Origin of the sequence: Pseudomonas sp. JH-2, from assembly GCF_036231725.1 — a bacterium.
Taxonomy (GTDB): Bacteria; Pseudomonadota; Gammaproteobacteria; order Pseudomonadales; family Pseudomonadaceae; genus Pseudomonas; species Pseudomonas delhiensis.
In genome coordinates this window covers 21,080-43,999 of record NZ_JAZAQP010000033.1, presented here as the reverse complement: position 1 = coordinate 43,999, position 22,920 = coordinate 21,080, and the positions used below count along the sequence as shown (strand labels likewise).

General features: G+C 70.1%; 23 protein-coding genes. 16 read left to right on the top strand and 7 right to left on the bottom strand.

Annotated elements, in window-relative coordinates:
• Positions 1–44 precede the first annotated feature (44 nt).
• A complete protein-coding gene (locus VV867_RS21055; RefSeq protein WP_328567465.1) occupies positions 45–1,229 on the top strand; it encodes an acetate kinase in 1,185 nt (394 codons plus the stop codon).
• 24 nt (positions 1,230–1,253) lie between these two features.
• Here the strand turns inward: VV867_RS21055 and dxs are convergent, their stop codons facing one another.
• The 3 genes from dxs to VV867_RS21040 all read right to left on the bottom strand — a co-directional run bounded on the left by dxs (position 1,254) and on the right by VV867_RS21040 (position 4,797).
• Positions 1,254–3,164, bottom strand: a complete 1,911-nt coding sequence (gene dxs / locus VV867_RS21050) for a 1-deoxy-D-xylulose-5-phosphate synthase (RefSeq protein ID WP_328567464.1) — start codon at positions 3,162–3,164, stop codon at positions 1,254–1,256.
• Between the two features lie 506 nt (positions 3,165–3,670).
• The gene (gene ispA, locus VV867_RS21045; RefSeq protein ID WP_328567463.1) at positions 3,671–4,558 is read right to left on the bottom strand and encodes a (2E,6E)-farnesyl diphosphate synthase; all 888 of its coding nucleotides are present in this window, start codon (positions 4,556–4,558) and stop codon (positions 3,671–3,673) included.
• Positions 4,555–4,797 carry an exodeoxyribonuclease VII small subunit gene (locus VV867_RS21040; RefSeq protein ID WP_009615726.1) on the bottom strand — a complete coding sequence of 81 codons (243 nt, stop codon included), beginning with the start codon at positions 4,795–4,797 and terminating at the stop codon, positions 4,555–4,557. Before VV867_RS21040 ends, ispA begins: the two co-directional genes overlap by 4 nt.
• A 116-nt stretch (positions 4,798–4,913) precedes the next feature.
• Here VV867_RS21040 and VV867_RS21035 point away from each other — a divergent pair, with 116 nt between their 5' ends.
• Positions 4,914–5,528, top strand: coding sequence for an acyl carrier protein phosphodiesterase (locus VV867_RS21035; protein ID WP_328567462.1), 615 nt, complete (start codon positions 4,914–4,916; stop codon positions 5,526–5,528).
• A 51-nt stretch (positions 5,529–5,579) separates the two neighbouring features.
• The gene (locus VV867_RS21030; RefSeq protein ID WP_328567461.1) at positions 5,580–6,446 is read left to right on the top strand and encodes a universal stress protein; all 867 of its coding nucleotides are present in this window, start codon (positions 5,580–5,582) and stop codon (positions 6,444–6,446) included.
• Positions 6,447–6,594: 148 nt separating this feature from the next.
• Here the strand turns inward: VV867_RS21030 and VV867_RS21025 are convergent, their stop codons facing one another.
• Together VV867_RS21025 and olsB are read right to left on the bottom strand one after the other, a co-directional pair.
• Positions 6,595–7,359, bottom strand: a complete 765-nt coding sequence (locus tag VV867_RS21025) for a lysophospholipid acyltransferase family protein (RefSeq protein WP_328567460.1) — start codon at positions 7,357–7,359, stop codon at positions 6,595–6,597.
• Complete coding sequence (gene olsB, locus VV867_RS21020) at positions 7,359–8,117, bottom strand: L-ornithine N(alpha)-acyltransferase (RefSeq protein ID WP_328567459.1); 759 nt, start codon at positions 8,115–8,117, stop codon at positions 7,359–7,361. Before olsB ends, VV867_RS21025 begins: the two co-directional genes overlap by 1 nt.
• 142 nt (positions 8,118–8,259) lie before the next feature.
• On the opposite strand from olsB, the gene VV867_RS21015 reads away from it, so the two are divergent.
• The 13 genes from VV867_RS21015 to VV867_RS20955 all read left to right on the top strand — a co-directional run bounded on the left by VV867_RS21015 (position 8,260) and on the right by VV867_RS20955 (position 21,177).
• Positions 8,260–9,156 (top strand): acyl-CoA dehydrogenase, encoded by an 897-nt coding sequence (locus tag VV867_RS21015; RefSeq protein WP_328567458.1) that lies wholly within the window; start codon positions 8,260–8,262, stop codon positions 9,154–9,156.
• Positions 9,157–9,226: 70 nt separating this feature from the next.
• The gene (locus VV867_RS21010) at positions 9,227–10,012 is read left to right on the top strand and encodes an MBL fold metallo-hydrolase (protein ID WP_109934475.1); all 786 of its coding nucleotides are present in this window, start codon (positions 9,227–9,229) and stop codon (positions 10,010–10,012) included.
• Positions 10,013–10,108: 96 nt separating this feature from the next.
• The gene (locus VV867_RS21005; RefSeq protein WP_328567485.1) at positions 10,109–11,230 is read left to right on the top strand and encodes a serine hydrolase domain-containing protein; all 1,122 of its coding nucleotides are present in this window, start codon (positions 10,109–10,111) and stop codon (positions 11,228–11,230) included.
• The gene (locus VV867_RS21000; protein WP_328567457.1) at positions 11,227–11,556 is read left to right on the top strand and encodes an amidase; all 330 of its coding nucleotides are present in this window, start codon (positions 11,227–11,229) and stop codon (positions 11,554–11,556) included. Before VV867_RS21005 ends, VV867_RS21000 begins: the two co-directional genes overlap by 4 nt.
• A gap of 547 nt (positions 11,557–12,103) precedes the next feature.
• Positions 12,104–12,679: a YceI family protein gene (locus VV867_RS20995; protein ID WP_328567456.1), complete on the top strand. Its 576-nt coding sequence runs from the start codon at positions 12,104–12,106 to the stop codon at positions 12,677–12,679.
• 74 nt (positions 12,680–12,753) lie between these two features.
• Positions 12,754–13,833: a phospholipase D-like domain-containing protein gene (locus tag VV867_RS20990; protein ID WP_109934683.1), complete on the top strand. Its 1,080-nt coding sequence runs from the start codon at positions 12,754–12,756 to the stop codon at positions 13,831–13,833.
• 42 nt (positions 13,834–13,875) lie between these two features.
• Entirely contained in the window at positions 13,876–15,153 is a 1,278-nt protein-coding gene (locus VV867_RS20985; protein ID WP_089389779.1) for an acyltransferase family protein, read from the top strand.
• Between the two features lie 85 nt (positions 15,154–15,238).
• On the top strand, positions 15,239–15,838 hold the full coding sequence (locus VV867_RS20980; protein ID WP_328567455.1) for a DUF2846 domain-containing protein: 600 nt from the start codon (positions 15,239–15,241) through the stop codon (positions 15,836–15,838).
• A gap of 269 nt (positions 15,839–16,107) precedes the next feature.
• Complete coding sequence (fae, locus tag VV867_RS20975) at positions 16,108–16,620, top strand: formaldehyde-activating enzyme (protein ID WP_275628635.1); 513 nt, start codon at positions 16,108–16,110, stop codon at positions 16,618–16,620.
• Positions 16,621–16,630: 10 nt separating this feature from the next.
• Positions 16,631–17,665 carry an aldo/keto reductase gene (locus VV867_RS20970; protein WP_328567454.1) on the top strand — a complete coding sequence of 345 codons (1,035 nt, stop codon included), beginning with the start codon at positions 16,631–16,633 and terminating at the stop codon, positions 17,663–17,665.
• Positions 17,662–19,101 (top strand): NAD-dependent succinate-semialdehyde dehydrogenase, encoded by a 1,440-nt coding sequence (locus VV867_RS20965; protein WP_109935376.1) that lies wholly within the window; start codon positions 17,662–17,664, stop codon positions 19,099–19,101. Before VV867_RS20970 ends, VV867_RS20965 begins: the two co-directional genes overlap by 4 nt.
• Positions 19,102–19,220: 119 nt before the next feature.
• Positions 19,221–20,582, top strand: coding sequence for an MFS transporter (locus VV867_RS20960; protein ID WP_328567453.1), 1,362 nt, complete (start codon positions 19,221–19,223; stop codon positions 20,580–20,582).
• 157 nt (positions 20,583–20,739) lie between these two features.
• Entirely contained in the window at positions 20,740–21,177 is a 438-nt protein-coding gene (locus VV867_RS20955; RefSeq protein WP_328567452.1) for a hypothetical protein, read from the top strand.
• A 395-nt stretch (positions 21,178–21,572) separates the two neighbouring features.
• On the opposite strand, the gene VV867_RS20950 is transcribed toward VV867_RS20955, so the two are convergent.
• Together VV867_RS20950 and VV867_RS20945 are read right to left on the bottom strand one after the other, a co-directional pair.
• Positions 21,573–21,833, bottom strand: coding sequence for a hypothetical protein (locus tag VV867_RS20950; RefSeq protein WP_109933242.1), 261 nt, complete (start codon positions 21,831–21,833; stop codon positions 21,573–21,575).
• A 173-nt stretch (positions 21,834–22,006) separates the two neighbouring features.
• Positions 22,007–22,882, bottom strand: a complete 876-nt coding sequence (locus VV867_RS20945; protein WP_109933241.1) for a LysR substrate-binding domain-containing protein — start codon at positions 22,880–22,882, stop codon at positions 22,007–22,009.
• Positions 22,883–22,920: the final 38 nt, after the last annotated feature.

The following is a 22,920-nucleotide window of genomic DNA, read 5'->3' as shown; positions in this document are numbered from 1 at the left end:
GCGTGGCGCGTCGGGCTCTCCCTTGTCCTGCAGGAAACCCTTCCATGTCCGACCGAAGCATCCTCGTCATCAACTGCGGCAGTTCGTCGATCAAGTTCGCCCTGGTCGAGGAAAGCGCCGCCGAGTTCCGCGCCAGCGGCATCGTCGAATGCCTGGGCACGCCCCAGGCCAGCCTGCGCATCGTCGACGCCGGCGGCCGCGCCGACCTCGCCCTGCCCAACGCCGACCACCGCCAGGCCCTGGCGCGCCTGCTGCCGCTGGTGCAGGCGGCCGCCGAAGGGCGCCTGCAGGGCATCGGCCACCGCGTGGTGCATGGCGGCGAGCACTTCAGCCAGGCCTGCCGCATCGATCCGCAGGTCATGAGTACCATCCGCGACACCGTCGCCCTGGCGCCGCTGCACAACCCCGGGGCCCTGGCCGGCATCGAGGCCGCCCTGGCGCTGTACCCGCAACTGCCGCAGGTGGCGGTGTTCGACACCGCCTTCCACCAGAGCCTGCCCGAGCACGCCTACCGCTACGCCCTGCCGGAACGGCTGTACCGGCATTTCGGGGTGCGCCGCTACGGCTTCCACGGCACCAGCCACCGCTACGTCAGCCAGCGCGCCGCCGCCCTGTGCGACCTGCCGGCGGAGGACAGCTGCTGGCTGTCGGCGCACCTGGGCAACGGCAGTTCGACCTGCGCCATCGTCAACGGCCGCAGCCGCGACACCAGCATGGGCATGACGCCGCTGGAGGGGCTGGTGATGGGCACGCGCAGCGGCGACGTCGACCCCAACCTGCACGGCCACCTGATCCGCAGCCTGGGCTGGAGCATCGAGGAAGTCGACAGGATGCTCAACGAGGACAGCGGCCTGCTCGGCCTGTCGGGGTTGTCCAACGACATGCGCACGCTGGAGCAGGCGCGCGCCCGGGGCCATGCGGGCGCGGCCCTGGCCATCGAGGTGTTCTGCTACCGCCTGGCCAAGTCCCTGGCGGCGATGGGCTGCGCCATGCCGCGCATCGACGGCCTGGTGTTCACCGGCGGGATCGGCGAGAACTCGTCGCTGGTGCGCGCCAGGACCCTGGCCCACCTGGAATTTCTCGGTTTCGCCGTCGACGAGGCGGCCAACGACGCGTGCGTGGGCGGGCGCTGCCGGGCAATCCACCGGCCCGGCTCGCCGCGGGTGCTGGTGGTGCCCACCGCCGAGGAACGCATGATCGCCCTGGACACCCTGGCGCTGCTGGGCTGACGCGGCCCGGCGCCGCGCCGGGGCTCAGGCCCCGGGCGCGGGGGTGGCCAGCTGCGCCAGGCGCTCGGCGATGGCGCGCTCGATGCCGGCGGCGTCCAGGCCGCATTCGGCGAGCATCTGCGCCGGCTTGGCGTGTTCCACGTAGTAGTCCGGCAGGCCCAGGTGCAGCAGCGGCTGCTGGCGGTTCTCGCGGGCGAGGAACTCGCCGACCGCGGCGCCGGCGCCGCCCATCACGGCGTTCTCTTCCACGGTCACCAGCAGTTCGTGGCTGTCGGCCAGCTCACGCACCAGGGCCTCGTCCAGCGGCTTGACGAAGCGCATGTCGGCGACGGTCGCGTCGAAGCGCTCGGCCACCTGCAGGGCCTCGGCCAGTTGCACGCCGAAGGCCAGGATGGCGACCTTGCCCGCCTTGCCCTGGCGGCGCAGCACGCCCTTGCCGATTTCCACCGGCTCCAGCGCCGGGTCGATCGGCGTGTTCGGGCCGCTGCCGCGCGGGTAGCGCACCGCCGCCGGGCCCTGGAACAGGTAGCCGGTGGTCAGCAGCTTGCGCAGCTCGTCCTCGTCGCTGGGGGCCATCACCAGCATGCCGGGGATGCAGCGCAGGTAGGAAAGGTCGAAGCTGCCGGCGTGGGTCGGGCCGTCCTCGCCCACCAGGCCGGCGCGGTCGATGGCGAAGAGCACGTCGAGGTTCTGCACGGCGACGTCGTGGATCAGTTGGTCGTAGCCGCGCTGCAGGAAGGTGGAGTAGATCGCCACCACCGGCTTGATGCCGTCGCAGGCCATGCCGGCGGCGAGGGTGACCGCGTGCTGCTCGGCGATGGCCACGTCGAAGTAGCGCTCCGGGAAGCGCTCGGCGAAGGCCACCAGGTCGGAGCCTTCCTTCATCGCCGGGGTGATGCCGACCAGGCGCGGATCCTGCGACGCCATGTCGCACAGCCACTGGCCGAAGACGTTGGAGTACTTCGGCCCGCCGGCCTTCTTCGGCGCGGCGCCCGCCGGCTCCAGCTTGGTGATGGCGTGGTAGCCGATGGGGTCGGCCTCGGCCGGGGCGAAGCCCTTGCCCTTCTTGGTCACCACGTGGAGGAACTGCGGGCCCTTGAGGTCGCGCATGTTGCGCAGGGTGGCGATCAGCGTGGGCAGGTCGTGGCCGTCGATGGGGCCGATGTAGTTCCAGCCCAGCTCCTCGAAGAGGGTGCCGGGGACCAGCATGCCCTTGGCGTATTCCTCGGTGCGGCGGGCGATCTCCCAGGCCCCGGGCAGGCGCGAGAGCACCTTCTTGCTGCCCTCGCGCATGCTGCTGTAGGTGCGGCTGGAGAGGATCTTGGCCAGGTAGTTGGACAGGCCGCCGACGTTGTGCGAGATCGACATGTCGTTGTCGTTGAGGATCACCAGCATGTCGGCCTGCACGTCGGAGGCGTGGTTCAGCGCCTCGAAGGCCATGCCGGCGGTCAGCGCGCCGTCGCCGATCACCGCCACCGACTTGCGCCCCGAGCCCTGCATGCGGGCGGCGATGGCCATGCCCAGGGCGGCGCTGATGGAGGTGCTGGAGTGGCCGACGCCGAAGGTGTCGTACTCGCTCTCGGAGCGGCGCGGGAAGGCGGCCAGGCCGTCCTTCTGGCGCAGCGTGCCCATGCGCTCGCGGCGGCCGGTGAGGATCTTGTGCGGGTAGGCCTGGTGGCCGACGTCCCACACCAGGCGGTCGTCCGGGGTGTCGAAGACGTAGTGCAGGGCGATGGTCAGTTCGATCACCCCCAGGCCCGCGCCGAAGTGGCCGCCGGTCTGGCCGACGCTGTAGAGCAGGTACTGGCGCAGTTCGTCGGCGAGGGTGACGAGCTCCGCCTCGCCCAGCCGGCGCAGTTCGACCGGCGTGCCGGCGCGGTCGAGCAGGGGGGTGGCGGGGCGCTCGCGGGGAATCTCGTGGAACGTCGTGGGCATCAGGCTGATCGTTATGAGAGGCAAAGATGCGGCAGTTTACCTGATGCTTCTGACAGGCCCAAGCAAGGCGGTCGTGCCGTTTGCCCGAGAAAGCGGGTGGTTTGCGTCCGGTTGTTCGTGTGGGGTGGGGCAGGGCTTTGCTTGCGGACCTAGGTCCTTCGCCCTGCCACGCCGGCGAAGACGGCAACCTAGAGCTGTCGGCGTGGATATGGCGCGCTCCTGCAGCTCCAGGAAAACACGGTCGTAGGAGCGGACTCCGTCCGCGATTGGTCCCCGCCACGCCGGACACCCCGGTGGCACGGCCAACGGCGGATAACCGCGAACGGTTATTCGCCCTACGTCATGGGTGGGCCTGGCGTTATCCGCCGGATCGCGGACGGAGTCCGCTCCAACGCGGGCCGAGCCATGCCATTCCCCTGTAGGAGCGCGCCCTGCGCGCGAATCGCGGGCAGGGCCCGCTCCTACAGTTCCAGGGGAGTGCGGTTATAGGCGAAACGACCGGTCGGTCAGTTGCGCCGCTCGACGATGTAGCGGGCCAGGTCGCGCAGTGGCTCGGCGCCGGCGCCGAAGCCTTCCAGGGCCGCCAGGGCCTGGTCGCGCAGGGCCAGGGCGTAGGCCTTGGCGGGTTCCAGGCCGAGCAGCGCGGGATAGGTGGGCTTGTCGTGGGCCTGGTCCTTGCCCTGGGTCTTGCCCAGGGTGGCGGTGTCGCTTTCCACGTCGAGGATGTCGTCCTGCACCTGGAACGCCAGGCCGACGGCGCCGGCATAGCGGGCCAGGGCCTCCAGGCGCTCGGCGTCGGCGTGGCCGCTGGCCAGGGCGCCGAGGCGCACGCTGGCTTCGATCAGCGCGCCGGTCTTGTGCCGGTGCATGGTTTCCAGGGCCGCCTGGTCGATGCGCCGGCCCACCGCCTCGAGGTCGATGGCCTGGCCGCCGACCATGCCGGCGGAGCCGGCGGCGCGGGCCAGGGCGCTGACCATGGCCAGGCGCGTCCCGGCGTCCTGCGGGTTCAGCCGGGCATCGGCCAGCACCTCGAAGGCCAGCGCCTGCAGGCCGTCGCCGGCGAGGATGGCGCAGGCCTCGTCGAAGGCGATGTGGGTGGTCGGCTGGCCGCGGCGCAGGGCGTCGTCGTCCATCGCCGGCAGGTCGTCGTGGACCAGCGAGTAGGCGTGGATCAGCTCCACCGCGCAGGCCGCGCCGTCGGCCCGGGCGGGGTCGCCGCCGAGGGCCTCGCAGGCGGCGTAGGCCAGCAGCGGGCGCACGCGCTTGCCGCCGTTGACCACGCTGTAGCGCATGGCCCGGTAGAGGCGCTGGAGGTCTTCGCGGGGCGGGGTGAACAGGGTTTCCAGGGCGGCATCGACGCGCGCCTGGCAGCGCGCCTGGTAGGCGGCGATCATGCGTCTTCGCCTTCGCTGTCGAAGGGCGCCTCGCTCAGCTCTCCATCGCGCTCCAGCAGCACCTGCACCTTCTGCTCGGCCTGGCTCAGCGCCGCCTGGCATTCGCGGGTCAGGCGGATGCCCTGCTCGAAGGCGCCGAGCGAGTCCTCCAGGGACAGCTCGCCGCTCTCCAGGCGTTCCACCAGGGTTTGCAGTTCGGCGAGGGACTGTTCGAAATCGACGGCTTTCTTGCGGGCCATGGGACATCTCGGCGGGGTATTCGGAACCCGGCGACACTAGCAGAGACGGGCCTTGCGGGCAAATCCGCGGGCCCGCCCGCACCCCGCCGCGGCCGCTTTCGCGCTAAGCTTGGACGATGAACTACCTCGCCCACCTCCACCTCGGCGGCTCGCAGCCGGCGCAGTTGCTCGGCAGCCTCTATGGCGACTTCGTCAAGGGGCCGCTGGCCGGGCGCTGGCCGGCGGACGTCGAGGCGGCCATCCGCCTGCACCGGCGCATCGATGCCTTCACCGACAGCCATCCGCTGGTGCACGCGGCGAAGCTGCGTTTTCCCGCCGAGCGGCGGCGTCTGGCCGGGGTGCTGCTGGACGTGTTCTTCGACCATTGCCTGGCCCGCGACTGGGACACATTCAGCAACGAGCCGCTCAGCGAATTCACCCGCCGCGTCTATGGTGTACTGAACCAGACCCCGCAACTGCCCGAGCGCCTGGCGCGTATCGCCCCGCGCATGGCGGCGCAGGACTGGCTGGGCAGCTACCGCGACTTCGCGGTGCTGCAGGACGTGCTCGCCGGCATGGCCCGGCGGCTGTCGCGCCCGGGCCTGCTGGACGGCGCCTGGGAGGAGCTGGCCGAGCGCTACCAGGTGCTGAGCGACGACTTCCGCGCCTTCTACCCGCAACTGCTGGCGCTGGCCGGGCGGTGCGACGATTTGCCTGGGGATCGCCCCCGGCTTGATATGCATCAAACGTAGGAAAGCCATGAAAGGATGCAATAGAACCCACGATGGAGAGGGAGGTGCTGCATGCTCAAATCATTGATGATCGCCACGGACTTGTCGTCGCGCTCGGAGAAGGCCCTGCAACGCGCCGGGGCCCTGGCCAAGCGCTTCGGCTGCCCGTGGACGGTGCTCTGCGTGGTCGACGAGGACCAGCCGGCGGCGCTGGTCGAGCAGGAGGCGACGCAGGTCCGGCTGCTGCTGGAGGCGCGCCTGGTCGAGCTCACCGCCTTGGGCGGCAGTTGCCCGCGCATCCGCGTCGAGGTGGGCGACCCGAACCAGAAGATCGTCAGCTGCGCGCTGGAGGAGGACGTCGACCTGCTGGTGATGGGCTCGCACCGCAAGAGCGTATTGCGCGACATCTTCGTCGGCACCACGGTGGAGCGGGTGGTGCGCGCCGGCAAGCTGCCGGTGCTGATGGTCAACCAGCCGGCCGCCGGCGAATACCGCGACCTGCTGCTGGCGCTGGACACCTCGCCGGCCTCGGCCAACGCGGTGCGCGTCGCCGAGCGCCTGGGCCTGCTGCAGGGCGCGGTGCGCCGCGCCATCTACGCCTTCAGCCCGCTGGCCAAGGGCATGATGCAGTACTCCGGGGTCAGCGAGGAGCGCATCGACGAGTTCGTCGGCACCGAGACGCGGCAGGCGGTGGACGAGTTCAAGGCGTTCCTCAGGGACCAGCGGCTGGAGCCCTGGATCGACGAACAGCTGGTCGCCGTCGGCCTGCCGGGCAACGTGCTGGAGCGCATGTCCGAGAAGCACCGGCCGGACCTGCTGGTGATGGGTACCCGGGGCATGGGAGGGATCAAGCGTGCCCTGATCGGCAGTGTTGCCGACTACGCCCTGCGCGAACTGGATTGCGACATCCTGGTCGTGCCGCCGGACACCGACGTATAGGGCGGCGCCGCGCAGGCCCCGCGCGCCACTGGAACGACGGCGCCCGCCAATGGCGGGCGCCGGTCTTTCCGGGGGCCTGGGCCTGCTCCGCCGTCCGGGGCGGAACCTGCCAGCCGTGGCGCCCGGCAGGTTCGACTTCCTTCCTGTTTCAGGCGGCCAGCGCCTGGTCCCGAGCGATTTCCCCGTAGATCACCGTGCCGATGGCGGCGTGGGCCTGCTGCGCCAGTTGGGCGCGGTCGCGGCCCTGGCTGGGCAGCGGCGCGAGCAGGTGGATCTCCACGCAGCCGCGGTCGTTGCGCAGCAGCCGCAGCAGGTGGCTGAGCAGGTCGTCGTCGCCGATGAAGGGCGCCAGCGGGTCCGGTTCGCCGTTGCGCAGGTAGCGCAGGGCCACCGGCTGCAGCGGCACCCCGGCGTGGATGGCGCCGGCCAGCAGGCGCGGGTGGAAATTGCGCAGGCCGCGGCCGTCGGTGGTGGTGCCTTCGGGGAAGATCAGCGTCGAGCGGCCCAGCTGCAGGGCCCCGGCGATCTGCTCGCCGAGGCGGCTGCCGTCGCCCGAGCCGCGGCGGATGAACAGGGTGCCGGCCTTTTCCGCCAGCCAGCCGGCCAGCGGCCACTGGCGCACCTCGGCCTTGGATAGGAAGGTCAGCGGGGCCAGGGCGCCGAGCAGCGGGATGTCGAGCCAGGACACGTGGTTGCTGACCCACAGCGCCGGGCCCCGGGGCAGCTCGCCATGGACCGTCACCCGCAACGGCAGGGCGCGGCGCAGGCGGGCCAGCCACCAGCGCGTCAGGCCCTGGCGCAGGGCGGTCCAGTCGTAGCCGGGCAGGCGTTCGAGCAGCGCCACCGCGGCGGCCAGCGCCAGGCCCAGGCCGACCACCGCCAGCAGGCGGGCGGTTCGCCAGGCGCCGCGCATCACACGGCCGCCTTGAAGTGGCGGGCGTAGCGCGGGCACAGCTCGTCGCGCTTGAGCAGGATGAACACGTCGGCGACCTGGAAGTCCGGGTCCCAGCAGGGCTCGCCGCAGATCTTCGCGCCCAGGCGCATGTAGGCCTTGAGCAGCGGCGGCAGCTCGGCGGTGAGGTTGTCCGGCAGTTCCCGGGCCGGCAGCGGCGTCTTCGGCTCGGCGCGCAGGTGCTCGCGGCACAGGTAGCGCTCGCGCAGGCGCTGCATCACCGCCAGGGCCTGGACGCCGCCGTCGCGCATGGGGATGCTGGCGCAGCCCATCAGGTAGCGGTAGCCGCCCTCGTTGAGCACCTCGGCCAGCTCGCCCCAGAGCACGGCGATGGTGGCGCCGTTGCGGTAGGCCGGGTCGACGCAGGTGCGGCCGATCTCCAGCACCGGGCCCTGCAGCTCGGCCAGGCCGTCGAGGTGGAATTCCTCTTCGCTGTAGAAGCGCCCCAGGCGTCCGGCGGCGCGGTGGTCGAGCAGGCGGGTGGTGGCCACCAGGGCGCCGCTGGCCAGGTCGCGCACGCCGATGTGCAGGCAGTGGCTGTCGTAGTCGTCCAGGTCCAGGCCGAGTTCGGCCCCCTTCAGGCGCGCATCGAACTCGGTGCTGAACACGCGGAAGCGCAGGGCCTGGGCTTCGCGCAGGGCGCGGGCGCCGCGCAGGCGCACGGCCTTGAGGCGGCGTTCTTCGCGCGGGGTGTCGCAGGCGTGGGCGGTCTGACTCATGCGGAGGCCTCCATGGGCCGGCCAGGCGGGTTGCGGCCGGTCGCCTTTGTTGTGCAAGCTCAGGCTAGGAAGCGGCGGTGTCACGCTCGTGACCCTGGCGTGATGCTTGTATGACAACCACCCCCTGGATGAGGATCGCCCCATGCCCTGGAACCGCCTGCTCGGCCCACTGGAGCCACTGCCCGCCGGCCTGGCCCTGGAGGACTGGTACGCCGAACTGCTGGCCTGCGCCGACGGCGCCGGGCCGCTGGAGCTGGCGGTGCTCGCCGGGCGCCTGGCGGCCACCCCCGGCCTGGCCTTCCTCGGCGGCTACCAGGCGGCCCTGCGCGCCCTGTGGCCGGCGGCCCCGGCCGGCCTCGGCGCGCTCTGCGTCAGCGAGGGCAAGAGCCTGCGCCCGGCGGACCTGGTCACCCGCCTGGACGGCCTGACCCTGCACGGCCGCAAGGACTTCGCCACCGCCGCCGACAGCGCCGCCTGGTACCTGGTGGCGGCGCGCGACGAGCCGGCCGGCGACGCCCCGCGCCTGGCGATGACCGTGGTGCTGGCCGGCGCCCCCGGCGCGCGCCTGGAGCCGATGCCGGCCATGCCGCTGATCCCCGACATCCCCCATGCCCGGCTGATCCTCGACGGCGCCCACTGCGAGCGCCTGCCGGGCGACGGCTGGGACGCCTACAGCAAGCCGTTCCGCGGCCTGGAGGACCTGCACGTGATGGCCGCGCTGCTGGCCTGGCTGTACGGCGTGGGCCTGGCCAGCCGCTGGCCGCGCGAGCTGCCGCTGCGCCTGGCGGGGCTGCTGGCCGGCTGTGCGGAGGTGGCGCGGCACCCGGTCGGCGACCCGGCCACGCACCTGCTGCTGGGCGGCCTGTTCGCCCAGTTCGACGCCCTGACCCCGGCGCTGGACGCCGCCATCGCCCAGGGCCCGGAGCACTGGGCGCAGCTGTGGAAGCGCGACCGCGCGGTGCTCGCCCTGGGCGGCAGCGCCCGCGCCAGGCGCCTGGACAAGGCCTGGGCGGCACTGGGGCTTGACCCAGGTCAGTGAGGCCTGCGCCCGCGCCTGGGTACCCTGCGCGACATTCCGCCGCCCACCGGCATGATCCGCAGGAAGCTCCATGCGTCGCGAACCCATAGTGCTGTTCGACAACGGCACCCACCAGTGCCTGTGCTTCGATGACCTCGTTACCGGCGACGGGGTGCAGTCCAACCAGTTCCTCATCGTCGACCACGGCCAGTACCTGCTGCTGGACCCGGGCGGCGACCTGACCTACACGCCGCTGTCGCTGGAACTGTCGAAGCTGATGCCGCTGCAGGAGCTGGACTACATCTTCGCCTCGCACCAGGACCCGGACATCATCGCCGCGCTGGACAAATGGCTGCTGCACACCCGCGCCAAGGTCATCTGCTCCAAGCTCTGGGCGCGCTTCCTGCCGCACCTGACGGCCAACTACCTGGCGGTCAGCCACGGCATCTCCACCTACGACCGCGTCATCGCCGTGCCCGACCGCGGCCAGTCGCTGAACCTCGGCCGCTGCCAGCTGAAGATACTGCCGGCGCACTTCCTGCACTCGGTGGGCAACTTCCAGATCTACGACCCGGTCAGCCGCATCCTCTTCTCCGGCGACATGGGCGCCTCCCTGGTGGACGACGCCAACCCGGTGCAGGACTTCGCCGAGCACCTGCCGCACATGCTCGGCTTCCATCGCCGCTACATGGCCAGCAACAAGGTGTGCCGGCTGTGGGCGGACATGGTGCGCACCCTCGACGTGCAGATGATGGTGCCGCAGCACGGCCGGCCCTTCGCCGGCAGGCCGATGATCGACGCCTTCCTCGACTGGATAAGCGGCCTGGAGTGCGGCATGGACCTGCTCGGCCCGGCCGACTACCAGGTGCCGCGCTGAATCCGTCCGCCATTACGGCGTGATCGGCGCTTATGGCCGTCATGGCGCCGTGCTAGGGTTCCGCCGGAGCTGAAAACAAGAGGCCCGCCGATGCCCATGCCCTGCCTGCGCCCGCTGCTGCGTGGCGCCACCCTGGTCGCCAGCCTGTGCCTGCTGGCGCCGGCCCACGCGCAAACCTGGCCGGAGGCCGACTGGCAGCCCGGCCCCGCGGCCAGCGGCCCGGCGTTGCAGGCCTTCGAGGCCTATGCCTTCCCGGCGCGCGACGACGCCACCCGCCAGGGCGTGCGCAGCGACGCCGTGGTGGTGATCCGCGACGGCCAACTGGTCTACGAGCGCTATGCCGGGCCGACCCGCGCGCAGACCCCGCACCTGGCCTGGTCCATGAGCAAGAGCATCATGGCCTGCGTGCTCGGCGTGGCCTACGGCGAGGGCCGCTTCCAGCTGGACGACGCGGTGGCGCAGCACTTCGCGCCCTTCGCCGCGCACCCGCAGGTGAAGATGCGCCACCTGCTCAACTGGGCCTCGGGCCTGGCCTGGGAAGAGGACTACGAATACGCCCCGCTGAAGTCCTCGGTGGTGGCCATGCTCTACACCCGCGGCCGCGACGACATGGCCGGCTTCGTCGCCGGCTTCCCCGCCGACGCCGAGCCGGGCCAGCGCTTCCGCTACTCCAGCGGCGACAGCAACGTGCTCGCCGCCAGCCTGAAGCAGATGGTCGGCGAGGCCTACGCGGACTATCCCTGGACCGCGCTGTTCGAGCCCCTGGGCATCCGCTCGGCGGTGTGGGAGCGCGACGCCAGCGGCACCTTCGTCGGTTCCTCCTACGCCTACATGACCGCCCGCGACCTGGCGCGCATCGGCCTGCTGATGCAGCGCGGCGGGCGCTGGAAGGAACGCCAGCTGCTGCCCCAGGCCTGGATGCAGTTCGCCCTCACGCCGTTCGCCAACTACCACCCCACCGCGGAGGACGCCGCCGACGGCGTGCCCGGCGGCCAGTGGTGGCTGAACCGCGCCCCGGCCGGCGCCGGCCTGCCCTGGCCGAACGCCCCGGAGACCACCTTCGCCGCCCTCGGCCACTGGGGCCAGGCGCTGTACGTGCTGCCCGACCAGAAGCTGGTGATAGTGCGCTATGCCGACGACCGCGACGGCAGCTACCGCCACGACGACTTCCTCAAGCGGGCCCTCGCGGCCTTCGCCCAGCCGGAGGCCAAGCCATGATCCGCCGCCACCCGCTGCTCAGCCTGCTGCTCCTGCTGCTGGTCGCCCTGGCCGGCTGGGCCTGGGCCAACCGCGTGCACCTGGAATCCTTCCCGCCGATCATCGGCGCCTACACGGCCAAGGAGTACTGCTCCTGCCGCTACGTCATGGGCAACAGCGCCGAGTACTGCCAGGGCTACACGAAGCAGTACGTGCCCACCAGCGCCTTCCTCGACGACGCCGAGCACAAGCGCGTGACTGCCCGCGGCCTGGGCAGCACCCAGACCGCCGCCTGGCTCGGCCCGCGCGAGGGCTGCCGGCTGCTGCCCCAGGCGGACGCTTTGTAGGGCGAATAACGCCTACGGCGTTATCCGCCGCTTGGCCTCGGTCCCCGGCGGCTCCGGGGTTGACCTGGGTGTTGGCCATAGCCTCGGTGTATCCGGCGGATAACCGCGAACGGTTATGCGCCCTACGCCTGGTGTAGGGCGCATAACGCCTGCGGCGTTATCCGCCGCTTGGCCTCGGTCCCCGGCGGTTCCGGGGTTGACCTGGGTGTTGGCCATGGCCTCGGTGTATCCGGCGGATAACCGCGAACGGTTATGCGCCCTACGCCTGGTGTAGGGCGCATAACGCCTACGGCGTTATCCGCCGCTTGGCCTCGGTCCCCGGCGGCTCCGGGGTTGACCTGGGTGTTAGCCATGGCTTCGGTGTATCCGGCGGATAACCGCGAACGGTTATGCGCCCTACGTTCTCGCCTGGGATTGCCGCGCTGCCGGCCGACTGAACCATTGGCGCTGCCGCCTGCCCAATGGGCTCGCCGGTCGGCCGGTTTGCAAGGCGGCGGCGGGCCGCTATCGTTGGCCTGATCCAGCCGTTTTTCATGTAAGGGACTTCATGCGCTCGCTGTTCGCTTTCCTCCTCGTGGCCTGCTTCGCCGCTTCCGCCCAGGCGGCCTGGTACCTCGACTACGAATCCTCGCGGTTGAACTTCGTCACCGGCCGCGGCGCCGCCGGCGCCGACAACAACCGCTTCCTGGTCATGCACGGCGCCGTCGACGACCACGGCAAGGCCAGCCTGCGCATCGAGCTGGACTCGGTGCTCAGCGGCGTGCCGCTGCGCGACGAGCGCATCCGCGAGCTGCTGTTCGAGACCGAGCGCTACCCCGAGGCCACGGTGGACGCGCAACTGGACCTGGGGCCGATCCTCGGCCTGGCCAATGGCGCGCAACTGGAGATGCCGCTGCCGCTGCGCCTGGACCTGCGTGGCACCAGCCACGGCTACCGCGCCGAAGTGCTGGTGACGCGCCTGGACGAACGGCGCTTCCAGGTGGTGACGCTGTCGCCGCTGATCCTCGACGCCGCCGACTTCGGCCTGGCGCCGGGGCTGGAGCGGCTGCGCAAGCTCGCCGGCCTGCAGACCATCAACCTGGCGGTGCCGGTGGGCGCCGTGCTGATCTTCGCCCAGCGGTGAGCGGGCCGGTCTTCCCCTGGCGCAGCGGCAACCGCTTCGCCCTGCTGGTGGACGGGGAGAACTTCTTCCCGAGCATGCTCACGGCCATCGCCCGGGCGCAGCACCAGGTCGACCTGGAGCTGTACCTGGTGGAAGGCGGCACCTGCGCCGAGCTGCTGCTGGAAACCCTGATCGACGCCCTGCGCCGCGGCGTGGCGGTGCGCTGCCTGTTCGACGGCTTCGGCGCCCTGCGCCTGGGTAGCGCCTGGGGCCGCCGGCTGCGCGAGGCCGGCGGCGAGCTGCGGCTGTACAACCCGCTGCGCTGGCGCGGCGGCTGGCGCAACCTGTTCCGCGACCACCGCAAGCTGCTGCTGGTGGACCAGGACGTCGGCTACGTCGGCGGCGCCGGCGCCACCGACGAGTTCTGGTCGGTGCCGGAGAACACCAGCGCCTGGCACGAGGTGATGGTGCAGATGCAGGGCCCGGTGCTGGCCGACTGGCTGGTGCTGTTCGAGCGCCAGTGGCACGCCTGCCTGCAGGCCAAGGCCTGGCGCCCGCTGGAAGCGGTGCACCCGGCGCGCCTGCCGCCCACGCCCATCGGCAGCAGCGGCCTGGGCCGGGTGGCCTACGCCGACGCCCGCCAGCACCGCGACATCCTGCAGTCGCTGGTGCGCAGCCTGAACGGCGCGCAGCAGCGCATCTGGCTGGCCACGCCGTATTTCCTGCCCACCTGGAAGGTCCGCCGGGCCCTGCGCAAGGCCGCGCGGCGCGGGGTGGAGGTGCGCCTGCTGCTGACCGGGCGGCTCACCGACCACGCCCCCGTGCGCTATGCCGGGCAGCGTTATTACCCGCGCCTGCTGCGCGCCGGCATCCGCATCTTCGAGTACCAGCCGCGCTTCCTGCACATGAAGGTGGCGCTGGTGGACGACTGGGCGAGCGTGGGCTCGTGCAACTTCGATCATTGGAACTTGCGGTTCAATCTGGATGCCAATATCGAGATACTGGACGCCGACTTCACGGCGGCGGTGGCCGATTGCCTGATCGCCGACTTCGCCGCCAGCCGGGAGATCGATTTCACGCTGTGGCACGGCCGCTCCCTGTGGATGCGCCTGCACCAGCGGTTGTGGGGCTGGCTCGACCGGGTGGTGGTGAATTTCCTCGACCGCCGCCGTTGAGCCGCCCGCCGGGGCAGGCACCCGGGGAAACGGGAGAAGGTCGTGAACAAGATCCGCAAGGAAAGGTTCATCGGGCTGGAGTGGTTGCGCTTCCTGCTCGGGATGTACGTGGTGGTCTACCACACCCTGCACGTCTACCCGGCGGAGCAGAAGTTCCGCGGGCTGGACGAGCTGACCAGCCTGGGCTTCTTCGCCACCAGCACCTTCTTCGTGCTCTCCGGCTTCCTCCTGGCCCACGTCTACGTCACCGACGGCCAGCTGCGCGAGAGCCCGCGCAGCTTCCTCACCAAGCGCTTCTCCAACCTCTACCCGATCCACATCTTCTCGATCCTGCTGACCATCGGCGTGCTGCTGCTGATCAGCCAGCTGGGCATCGGCCCGGACCTGGACCAGGCCACCCCGCGCTTCGTCGTCTACGATACCCATGACCACCTGGGCCAGACCCACCCGGAGCTGTTCCGCCACTGGATGAGCGACCGCGAGCTGCTGTTCAACAGCATCCTCCAGCTGACCATGCTGCAGGCCTGGAACCCGCTGTACCTGACCTTCAACGCGCCGCTCTGGTCGCTGTCGACGCTGTTCTTCTTCTACCTCTGCTTCCCGGCGCTGGCGCCGCGGCTGATGCGCATCGGCAACAAGCGGCGGGCGCTGCTGGCGCTCTGGCTGCTGTACCTGGTGCCGCCGCTGCTGCTGGCGCTGCACCAGCAGTACGGCATGCCCTGGACCGGCCTGTTGCACCGCAACCCCATCCTGCGCCTGCCGGAGTTCCTCGGCGGCATCCTCGCCTACGGCCTGTTCCGCGAGCACAAGGACGGCGGCCGCCTGCCCGGCACCGGCGCGGTGCTGGCGCTGGGCGGCTTCGTGGTGGCCAACTTCCTCGCCGCCGACTACCTCTATACCCAGGGCGCGCGGCACTGGTACTTCCTGCTGCACAACGGCCTGCTGCTGCCGGCGCAACTGGTGCTGGTGTACATCAGCGCGTTGCCGCGCGACCCGCACAGCCCGGCGATCCGCCACTGGTCGCCGCGCCTGGGGGCGGCCTCGCTGTCGCTGTTCGCCCTGCACGTGCCGCTGTTCACCCTGTTCTCGCGCACCGAGAAGCTGATCCGCGCGCCGGGCGATTGCCTGGCCGACTGGGCCTACTGCATCACCGCGGCCACCGAGCAGCAGCTGTCGCTGTGGCTGTACCCGCTGTTCCTGCTGTTCATGGTGGTCAGCTGCGTGCTGTTCCAGGAACGCTTGGTGGTACCCACGCGCAAGTGGCTGGTGCGCCACCTGTTACCGCAGGCGGCGCAGCGGCGCCCGGCGACCCTGCCCTGAGGCGCCGCCACCCGGACTTTCGGCGGGTGGTCTGGCGGCCGTCGCTGGTTATGCTCAAGGCATGACCACAAGAAGGGACTGACGCATGTTGCGATCGCTGCTGGGCCTGGTTCTCCTGCTGCTGGCCGGCTGCAGTACCCCCGGCGCCTTCTTCGGCGCCACCGACGGCCAGGCCTTCGCGCCGCTGCAGCCCAGCGATGCGCGCCATGCCCTGGTCTACCTCTACCGCCCGCAGAACCAGTGGGCCGACGAGGAGCTGGAGGCGCCCGGGCTGTTCCTCAACAACGAGCAGATCGGCAGCCTGCCGAGCAACGGCTACCTGGCCCTGGAGTTCGAGCCGGGCAGCTTCAAGCTGGAAATGCGCCGCCCGCTGTTCGGCAGCTTCTGGACCTTCTTCGCCGACGGCCCGCTGGACTTCACCCGCATCGCCAGCTTCATGCTCGAAGCCAGGGCCGGCGGCGTCTACTACCTGCGCTACGACGAGGACCGCGTGCCCGGCAAGCGCAGCCACAGCGAGGGCGACGGCCCGCTGCAGCTGATCGAGGCGCGCCTGGCCGAGCCGGAGATCGCCCGCACCCGGCTGGTCCAGGAACCGGCGCAGATCGCCGCCAGCGGCTACGAGGTGCGCCGCCAGCAACGCTTCTGGCAGGGCGTGGGCAAGGCCCTGGACAAGGTCGGCATCTGATCCCCCGGTTATGAGTTGAACTCATAGCTCCTTGAGTTTTTATGCTTACCGGCCCGCAACGGGCCGGTGCTAAAAAATTGCGCAACGGCTCCCGACAACAACAACGAGCGATTGCGCCATGCCTTCATTCCTCCTGCTTTCCCGCTTCCCGCTCGTTCCCCCGCCAGCCCCGTCGCGAACCGATCACTGAACCCGGCTGCCCCGCAGCCTTGCGCACGGACCCCCGCGGCCCGCGCCCCCGCTCGCCCCGACTATCCCACGAGGTACCCATGAAACAGCTCGCCCTCTACATCGGTGAAGGCTTCGAAGGCCCCGGCGTCAACGCCGCGCACATCAACATCCTGCTCGGCCCGCGCAACGGCCCCGCCGGCCAGGCCTTCGCCGGCAGCCTGGCCTCGCCCAGCCAGGGCCATTGCCCGTTCATGGTGATCGCCCAGCCGAACATCCCGGTCAAGCCGATGACCCTCTACGTGAACAAGGCCCCGATCGGCGGCGACCTGCACGCCAACGCCACCTGGGGCGCGTCCCAGGCCGGCATCGCCAAGGCGGTCACCGAGGCGCTGCTGGACGGCACCCTGCCGGCCGAGGCCGAGGACGAGTGGGCCATCGTCACCGCCAACTGGGTCAACCCGGCCTGCGACGACCTGGATGCCGTCTACCTGAACAACTACAACGCCTGCCGCACCGCCATCCGCGCGGCGCTGGCCTGCAAGCCCGAGCGCGCGCAGCTGGCCGACGTGGCCGGGCAGATCGCCAACCCCTTCTACACCCCCAAAGCCTGAGGGCCGCGCCATGCAATACATCCGTCTCGGCAACTCCGGCCTGCAGGTCTCCAAGCTGTGCCTGGGCACCATGAACATGGGCACCCCGGACTGGAAGCCATGGATCTTCGACGAACAGAAGAGCGAGCCGATCGTCAGGCACGCCCTGGACGCCGGGGTGAACTTCATCGACCTGGCCGACTTCTACTCCGCCGGTGTTGGCGAGGAAGTGGTCGGGCGCATCCTCAAGCGCCTGGTGCGCCGCGAGGACATCGTCGTCACCACCAAGGTCGGCTACGGCACCCGCCAGGGCATCAACGCCAGCGGCCATTCGCGCAAGCACATCATGGACAGCATCGACGCCTCCCTGGCGCGCCTGGGCATGGACTACGTCGATATCTACATGCTGCATTTCTATGACGTGAACACCCCGGTGGAAGAGGTGATGGGCGCGCTGAACGACATCGTGAAGGCCGGCAAGGCCCGCTACATCGGCGTGTCCACCATGCTCACCGGGCAACTGGCGAAAATCCTCATGGCCTGCGAGCGCAACGGCTGGGTCAAGCCGATCAACATGCAGCTGCAGCTGAACTGCGCCTACCGCGAGGAAGAGCGCGAGATGATCCCCTTCTGCCGCGACCAGGGCCTCGGCGTCTCGGTGTTCAGCCCGCTGGCCCGCGGCCTGCTGACCGGCGATGCGCAGTCCACGCGCAACCAGACCGACTTCTTTACCCAGCAGATGTACGCCGACGAGGCCTCCTTCGAGATCGCCCGCTCGGTGCAGCGCGTGGCCCGGCGCCGCGACGTGAGCAACGCGCAGATCGCCCAGGCCTGGGTGCTGAACCACCCCGGCGTGGACTGCATGCTGGTCGGCGCCGACACCACCGCGCAGTTCGACAGCGCCCTGGCCGCCCTGGAAACGCGCCTGGACGAGGAAGAACTCTACGAGCTGGAACGCAACTACACGCCCTGCGACGTCATCAACGACTATACCGCCGGCAAGCGCATCCTCCGTGTGGCCCGGCCGATGCGCGAGACCTTTTCGCTGACGGAGGCCGTGGCATGAGCGAACTGCTGAGAGCCGGCCACTACATCGACGGCCAATGGCGGGCCGGCGGCCCCACCTACGCGGTGCGCAACCCGGCCAACGACGAGGTCATCGCCCAGGTGCCGCACGGCGGCGCCGAGGAAACCAACGCCGCCATCGCCGCCGCCGAGCGCGCCCTGCCGGCCTGGCGCGGCCTGCTGGCCAAGGAGCGCGGCGCGCGCCTGCGCCGCTGGGCCGAGCTGATGCTGGCCAGCCAGGACGAGCTGGCGCGCCTGCTCAGCCGCGAGCAGGGCAAGCCGCTGGCCGAGGCGAAAGGGGAGGTGGCCTACGCGGCGAGCTTCCTCGACTGGTTCGCCGAAGAAGCCAAGCGCGTGTACGGCGACGTGATCCCCTCGCACAAGACCGACGCGCGCATCGTCGTCACCAAGCAGCCGGTGGGCGTGGTGGCCGCCATCACGCCCTGGAACTTCCCGCTGGCGATGGTCACCCGCAAGGTCGGCCCGGCGCTGGCGGCCGGCTGCACCCTGATCCTCAAGCCGTCCGAGGAAACCCCGCTGTCGGCCTTCGCCCTGGCCGTGCTGGCCGAGCAGGCGGGCATCCCCGCCGGGGTGTTCAACATCGTCTCCGGCGATGCCGCGGCCATCGGCGGCGCGCTGCAGGCATCCCCGGTGGTGCGCAAGCTGACCTTCACCGGCTCCACCCGCACCGGCAAGCTGCTGATGCGCCAGGCCGCGGACACCCTGAAGAAGGTCTCCCTGGAGCTGGGCGGCAACGCGCCCTTCATCGTCTTCGCCGACGCCGACCTGGACGCCGCGGTGCGCGGCGCCATGGCCTCGAAGTTCCGCAACACCGGGCAGACCTGCGTGTGCGTCAACCGCTTCTACGTGCAGGACGAGGTGTACGAGGCCTTCACCGCCAAGCTGGCCGAGGCGGTGCGCGCGCTGCGCGTGGGCAGCGCCCTGGAGGGCGAGACCGAGCAGGGCCCGCTGATCAACGCGGCGGCCCTGGCCAAGGTCGAGCAGCACGTCGGCGACGCCCTGGAGAAGGGCGCCCGGCTGCTTTGCGGCGGCCAGCGCCACGCCCTGGGCGGCACCTTCTACGAACCCACGGTACTGGCCGAGGCCAACGCGGACATGCTGATCGCCGGCGAGGAAACCTTCGGCCCGGTGGCCGCCTGCTTCCGCTTCCGCGACGAGGCCGAGGTGCTGCGCCTGGCCAACGACACGCCCTACGGCCTTTCCGCCTACTTCTACAGCCGCGACATCGGCCGCGTCTGGCGCATGGCCGAGGGCCTGGAGGCCGGCATGGTCGGCATCAACGAAGGGATCATCTCCACCGAGGTGGCGCCCTTCGGCGGCATCAAGGAATCCGGCCTGGGCCGCGAGGGCTCCAAGTACGGCCTCGACGACTACCTGGAGATCAAGTACCTGCTGCTCGGCGGCCTGGCCGACTGACGCCGCCGCGCACGCAGCCGCGGCCACGCCGCTAAGGAGTTCCGCCAACCGCCGCCGCCCCGACCGGTGCGGCGGTCACCCTTCCGTTCAGACAACAAGAAAAAGACTCGGAGACGATCATGTCGGGTAACACAGTCAGAATCGATGACCTGCCCATCGGCAGGTTCCACATCAAGATCGCCGGCCTCACCTTCGGCGCCCACTTCACCGACGGCTACATCCTCGGGCTGATCGGCATCGCCTTCACCCTGATCAACCCGCAACTGAACCTCGACCCCTTCTGGCAGGGCCTGATCGGCAGCTCGGCGCTGCTCGGCCTGTTCTTCGGCAGCCTGTTCTTCGGCTGGATTTCCGACCACCTGGGGCGGCAGAAGATCTTCCTCATCAGCTTCGTGCTGATCACCCTGGCCTCGCTGCTGCAGTTCTTCGCCGAGACCGCGCTGCAGCTGTTCCTCTGCCGGGTGCTGATCGGCATCGGCCTGGGCGGCGACTTCAGCGTCGGCCACGCCATGCTCGCGGAGTTCTCGCCGAAGAAGCACCGCGGCGTGCTGCTGGGCTCCTTCAGCGTGATCTGGACCTTCGGCTACGTCGCCGCCACCTTCGTCGGCAGCGCCATGCTCGGCCTTGGCGACGACGCCTGGCGCTGGATGCTGGCGTCCTCGGCGATCCCCGCCGCGCTGATCCTGATCGCTCGCATCGGCACCCCGGAATCGCCGCGCTGGCTGGTGCACAAGGGCCGCATCGAGGAGGCCCGGGCCATCGTCCGCAAGCACCTGGGCGCGCACGTGGTGCTCGACGACGAGATCGCCGAGGACCACAAGGGCGGCTTCCGCCAGCTGTTCAGCGCGCAGTACCGCAAGCGCACCGCGTTCAACTGCCTGTTCTTCATCTGCATCGTCATGCCGTACTTCGCCATCTACACCTTCCTGCCGTCAATCCTGCAGAAGATGGGCCTGGCCGAGGGCTTCGGCACCGAGATGCTGCTCAACGCGCTGCTGGTGGTGGGCGCCCTGCTGGGCATCTGGTGCACGGTGAAATTCACCCGCCGCGGCTTCCTCATCGGCGCCTTCCTGATCCTCTCCGCCGCGCTCTTCCTGCTGGTGCTGCTGCCCGGCAGCCTGGCCTGGCTGATGGTGGCGACCTTCGGCCTGTTCACCCTGGTGCTCTCGGCGGTGAGCAACCTGGTCGGCGTCTACCCGGCGGAAAGCTTCCCCACCGAAGTGCGCGCCGGCGGCATCGGCCTGGCCACCGCCGCCAGCCGCCTGGGCTCGGCGCTGAGCACCTTCCTGCTGCCGGTCAGCGTGGCCGGCATCGGCCTCAACCCGACCATGGCCATCCTCGCCGGCATCCTCCTGTTCGGCGCGCTGATCTCCATGGCCTGGGCGCCGGAGACCAAGTACCTGACGCTGACGGATGCGGGGAAGGGGGAAGGCGAGGCGGGGCCGGTTCAGCCGTCGGCGAAGGCGGTGACGGTGCTCTGACCGGTCATGTCAGGGAGCCTGCGAAGGGGGCTCCCTGTTCATATCGGGAGACAAAAATAGCTATCCTGCCATTCATGATCAGGACGCTTCGGACATGGGGTAGGGATGCACGCACTCTACGAGCCAGTGCAAAATTGAGCACCGCACGAGGTGCCTCATGACTGCGAAAGCGAAGACGGAGAAGGAAAAGAAGGGGAACCAGCCCCCAGCGTTTCCCATTGAGGTGCATGTTGCCGGTCCTGAGGAGACCGGACGGTACCTGCCTGTCCATCTGGACGACGAGGGTGAGCAGAGGAGCCTCTACGCCACCCTCGTTCGTGCTTCGGGCAGACCGGAAATCGTGGCGGAACATATCGAGCCGTACAGTCATGCCATGCGGAGTTTCCAACACAGCAGTAGTCGGATTGCTAGCGCCTTGTCCGTGGCGGTGAGGGGCCATGACATGGCGATGCCCCTGTCGGGGGATGCGTCGCGGGCTACAGATCGACTCGCCTCCTGTGGTGAGACGGTTCTGAATGTTCGGCGGGCGCTGGAGATGCTGGAGAGTCCACCGAAGGCTAACAGGGCCTTGAAGAAGATCCTCTCGCTGCGCTGACTGCTGGTGCTAAAAGAGTCCAGAGAGTAAATCCGTCTCCTTTCCAGCCTGCGGAGCGAAGCGTCATCCGGCAACGGCGGATAACGCTTCGCGTTATGCGCCCTACGGTGGGGGCGTTCCTCTGCGGCGGCATGCAGCCTCTTGGCATCGGTGGTCAGGTATTCCGGCGCGCTCCGGAAATGCGGGCGCCGCCGATCACCGCCGGCCCTGCCGATCCTCCCGAGCCTGTACCTCATGCCCAACCGCTACGCCGGAAACTGGTGCGCGCTGTTCCGCGGTGGCGGCTGGCGGGGATCGGTCATGGGGGCTCCTCGTAGGGCTCTGCGGGCTACGGGCCTGGAAAGGTAGCAGCAAAGCCCCGGCGATCGCCTGCCGGCCCCGGCGCAGGCGTGGGTTCAGGGGCTCATCAGCCCGCGGATCCGTTTGGTGAGGCTGTCCAGCTGGCGGAGGGTGCCCACGTCGTGGGCGCGTTCGTCCTCGGCCTGCGACAGGCCCAGGGCGACGTTGGCCAGGGCGTGGACCCGCGCCGGCTCCACGCCCAGCATGTGGGCGACGCGCTTGGCGGTGGCGGTGTCGTTGAGGGCTTCCTGGGCGGCGTCGAGCAGTTCCTTCAGCAGCCGCTCGTCCAGCAGGTTCAGTGTGTGCTTGATAGACATGGTCTTGTCCTTGCGGTGGAGGTTTCCGGCGTCCGTGAGCGGGGGCGGACTCCAGCGCATGATCTTGGACCTGCGGGCCCTTGGGAGGAGCCCGAAGGCCTGTGCAACTCCTCCGAGTCGGACGGGGGAGATTTCCCCGCATGGCGCGAAGCTGTCGGCAAATCCTCAAGCGGCTAGGGGTTGCTCACCAATTCCAGCCAGTCCTGGAAGCGCTGCACCTTGGACAGGCCGCGCTTGTCCGTGGAGATGTCCAGCCAGTAGCCGTAGGGGCCGATCACTTCCACCGGGGTGATCGGCAGCAGGCTGCCGGCGGCCAGTTCGCGCTCGATCATCTGCCGGTCGATCACCGCCAGGCCACCGCCGGCCAGGGCGGTGTGGATGACCTGGTCGAGGGTGCTGAACTCGATGCCGCTGCCGGCGTCGACGTCGTTGCGGCCCACGGCTTCCAGCCAGTTCTCCCAGACCTTCAGGCGCTTGCCCTCGTGGAGGATGTGCAGCAGCGGGTGGGCGTCCAGCTCCGGCGCCCGCTCGCCGTCGAACAGCTCCGGGCTGGCCACGGCGATGTGCCGTTCCATCACCAGCAGGCGGCTGTGGCAGTGGGGGGCGGCTTGCAGGCCGAAGCGGATGCGGCAGTCCAGTTCGCCGGGGTTGTCCGGGTCCTGGGCGTTGGTCACGCTCAGGCTGATGTCCGGGTAGCGCTGCAGGAAGCTGCGCAGGCGCGGCGACAGCCAGCGCGTGCCCCAGGTGGGCGGGGCGAGGATGCGCAGGCGCTGGCGCAGGTTGGGCACGCGCACCGCCTGCAGGGCGCGCTCGATGCGGTCGAAGGCCTCGCCCAGGTGCGGCGCCAGGGCGCTGCCGGCCTCGGTGAGGCTCAGGCCGCGGGGCGTGCGCACGAACAGGCTGACGCCCAGGTAGTCCTCCAGTTGCTTGATCTGCCGGCTCACCGCGCCCTGGGTGACGTTGAGCGCCTCGGCGGCGCGGTTGAAGCTGCGGTGGTGGGCGACTTCCTCGAAGACCCGGAGCATGTTCAGGGGCGGCAGGCTGCGCATGGGGCGGCTTCCCAAAGGGCGCGCGGGGGCGCGCGGGC

Coding starts and splice junctions, on each gene's coding strand:
- VV867_RS21055 (WP_328567465.1), top strand. CDS start 45: ATGTCCGACCGAAGCATCCTCGTCATCAACTGCGGCAGTTCGTCGATC.
- dxs (WP_328567464.1), bottom strand. CDS start 3,164: ATGCCCACGACGTTCCACGAGATTCCCCGCGAGCGCCCCGCCACCCCC.
- ispA (WP_328567463.1), bottom strand. CDS start 4,558: ATGATCGCCGCCTACCAGGCGCGCTGCCAGGCGCGCGTCGATGCCGCC.
- VV867_RS21040 (WP_009615726.1), bottom strand. CDS start 4,797: ATGGCCCGCAAGAAAGCCGTCGATTTCGAACAGTCCCTCGCCGAACTG.
- VV867_RS21035 (WP_328567462.1), top strand. CDS start 4,914: ATGAACTACCTCGCCCACCTCCACCTCGGCGGCTCGCAGCCGGCGCAG.
- VV867_RS21030 (WP_328567461.1), top strand. CDS start 5,580: ATGCTCAAATCATTGATGATCGCCACGGACTTGTCGTCGCGCTCGGAG.
- VV867_RS21025 (WP_328567460.1), bottom strand. CDS start 7,359: ATGCGCGGCGCCTGGCGAACCGCCCGCCTGCTGGCGGTGGTCGGCCTG.
- olsB (WP_328567459.1), bottom strand. CDS start 8,117: ATGAGTCAGACCGCCCACGCCTGCGACACCCCGCGCGAAGAACGCCGC.
- VV867_RS21015 (WP_328567458.1), top strand. CDS start 8,260: ATGCCCTGGAACCGCCTGCTCGGCCCACTGGAGCCACTGCCCGCCGGC.
- VV867_RS21010 (WP_109934475.1), top strand. CDS start 9,227: ATGCGTCGCGAACCCATAGTGCTGTTCGACAACGGCACCCACCAGTGC.
- VV867_RS21005 (WP_328567485.1), top strand. CDS start 10,109: ATGCCCTGCCTGCGCCCGCTGCTGCGTGGCGCCACCCTGGTCGCCAGC.
- VV867_RS21000 (WP_328567457.1), top strand. CDS start 11,227: ATGATCCGCCGCCACCCGCTGCTCAGCCTGCTGCTCCTGCTGCTGGTC.
- VV867_RS20995 (WP_328567456.1), top strand. CDS start 12,104: ATGCGCTCGCTGTTCGCTTTCCTCCTCGTGGCCTGCTTCGCCGCTTCC.
- VV867_RS20990 (WP_109934683.1), top strand. CDS start 12,754: ATGCTCACGGCCATCGCCCGGGCGCAGCACCAGGTCGACCTGGAGCTG.
- VV867_RS20980 (WP_328567455.1), top strand. CDS start 15,239: ATGTTGCGATCGCTGCTGGGCCTGGTTCTCCTGCTGCTGGCCGGCTGC.
- fae (WP_275628635.1), top strand. CDS start 16,108: ATGAAACAGCTCGCCCTCTACATCGGTGAAGGCTTCGAAGGCCCCGGC.
- VV867_RS20970 (WP_328567454.1), top strand. CDS start 16,631: ATGCAATACATCCGTCTCGGCAACTCCGGCCTGCAGGTCTCCAAGCTG.
- VV867_RS20965 (WP_109935376.1), top strand. CDS start 17,662: ATGAGCGAACTGCTGAGAGCCGGCCACTACATCGACGGCCAATGGCGG.
- VV867_RS20960 (WP_328567453.1), top strand. CDS start 19,221: ATGTCGGGTAACACAGTCAGAATCGATGACCTGCCCATCGGCAGGTTC.
- VV867_RS20955 (WP_328567452.1), top strand. CDS start 20,740: ATGACTGCGAAAGCGAAGACGGAGAAGGAAAAGAAGGGGAACCAGCCC.
- VV867_RS20950 (WP_109933242.1), bottom strand. CDS start 21,833: ATGTCTATCAAGCACACACTGAACCTGCTGGACGAGCGGCTGCTGAAG.
- VV867_RS20945 (WP_109933241.1), bottom strand. CDS start 22,882: ATGCGCAGCCTGCCGCCCCTGAACATGCTCCGGGTCTTCGAGGAAGTC.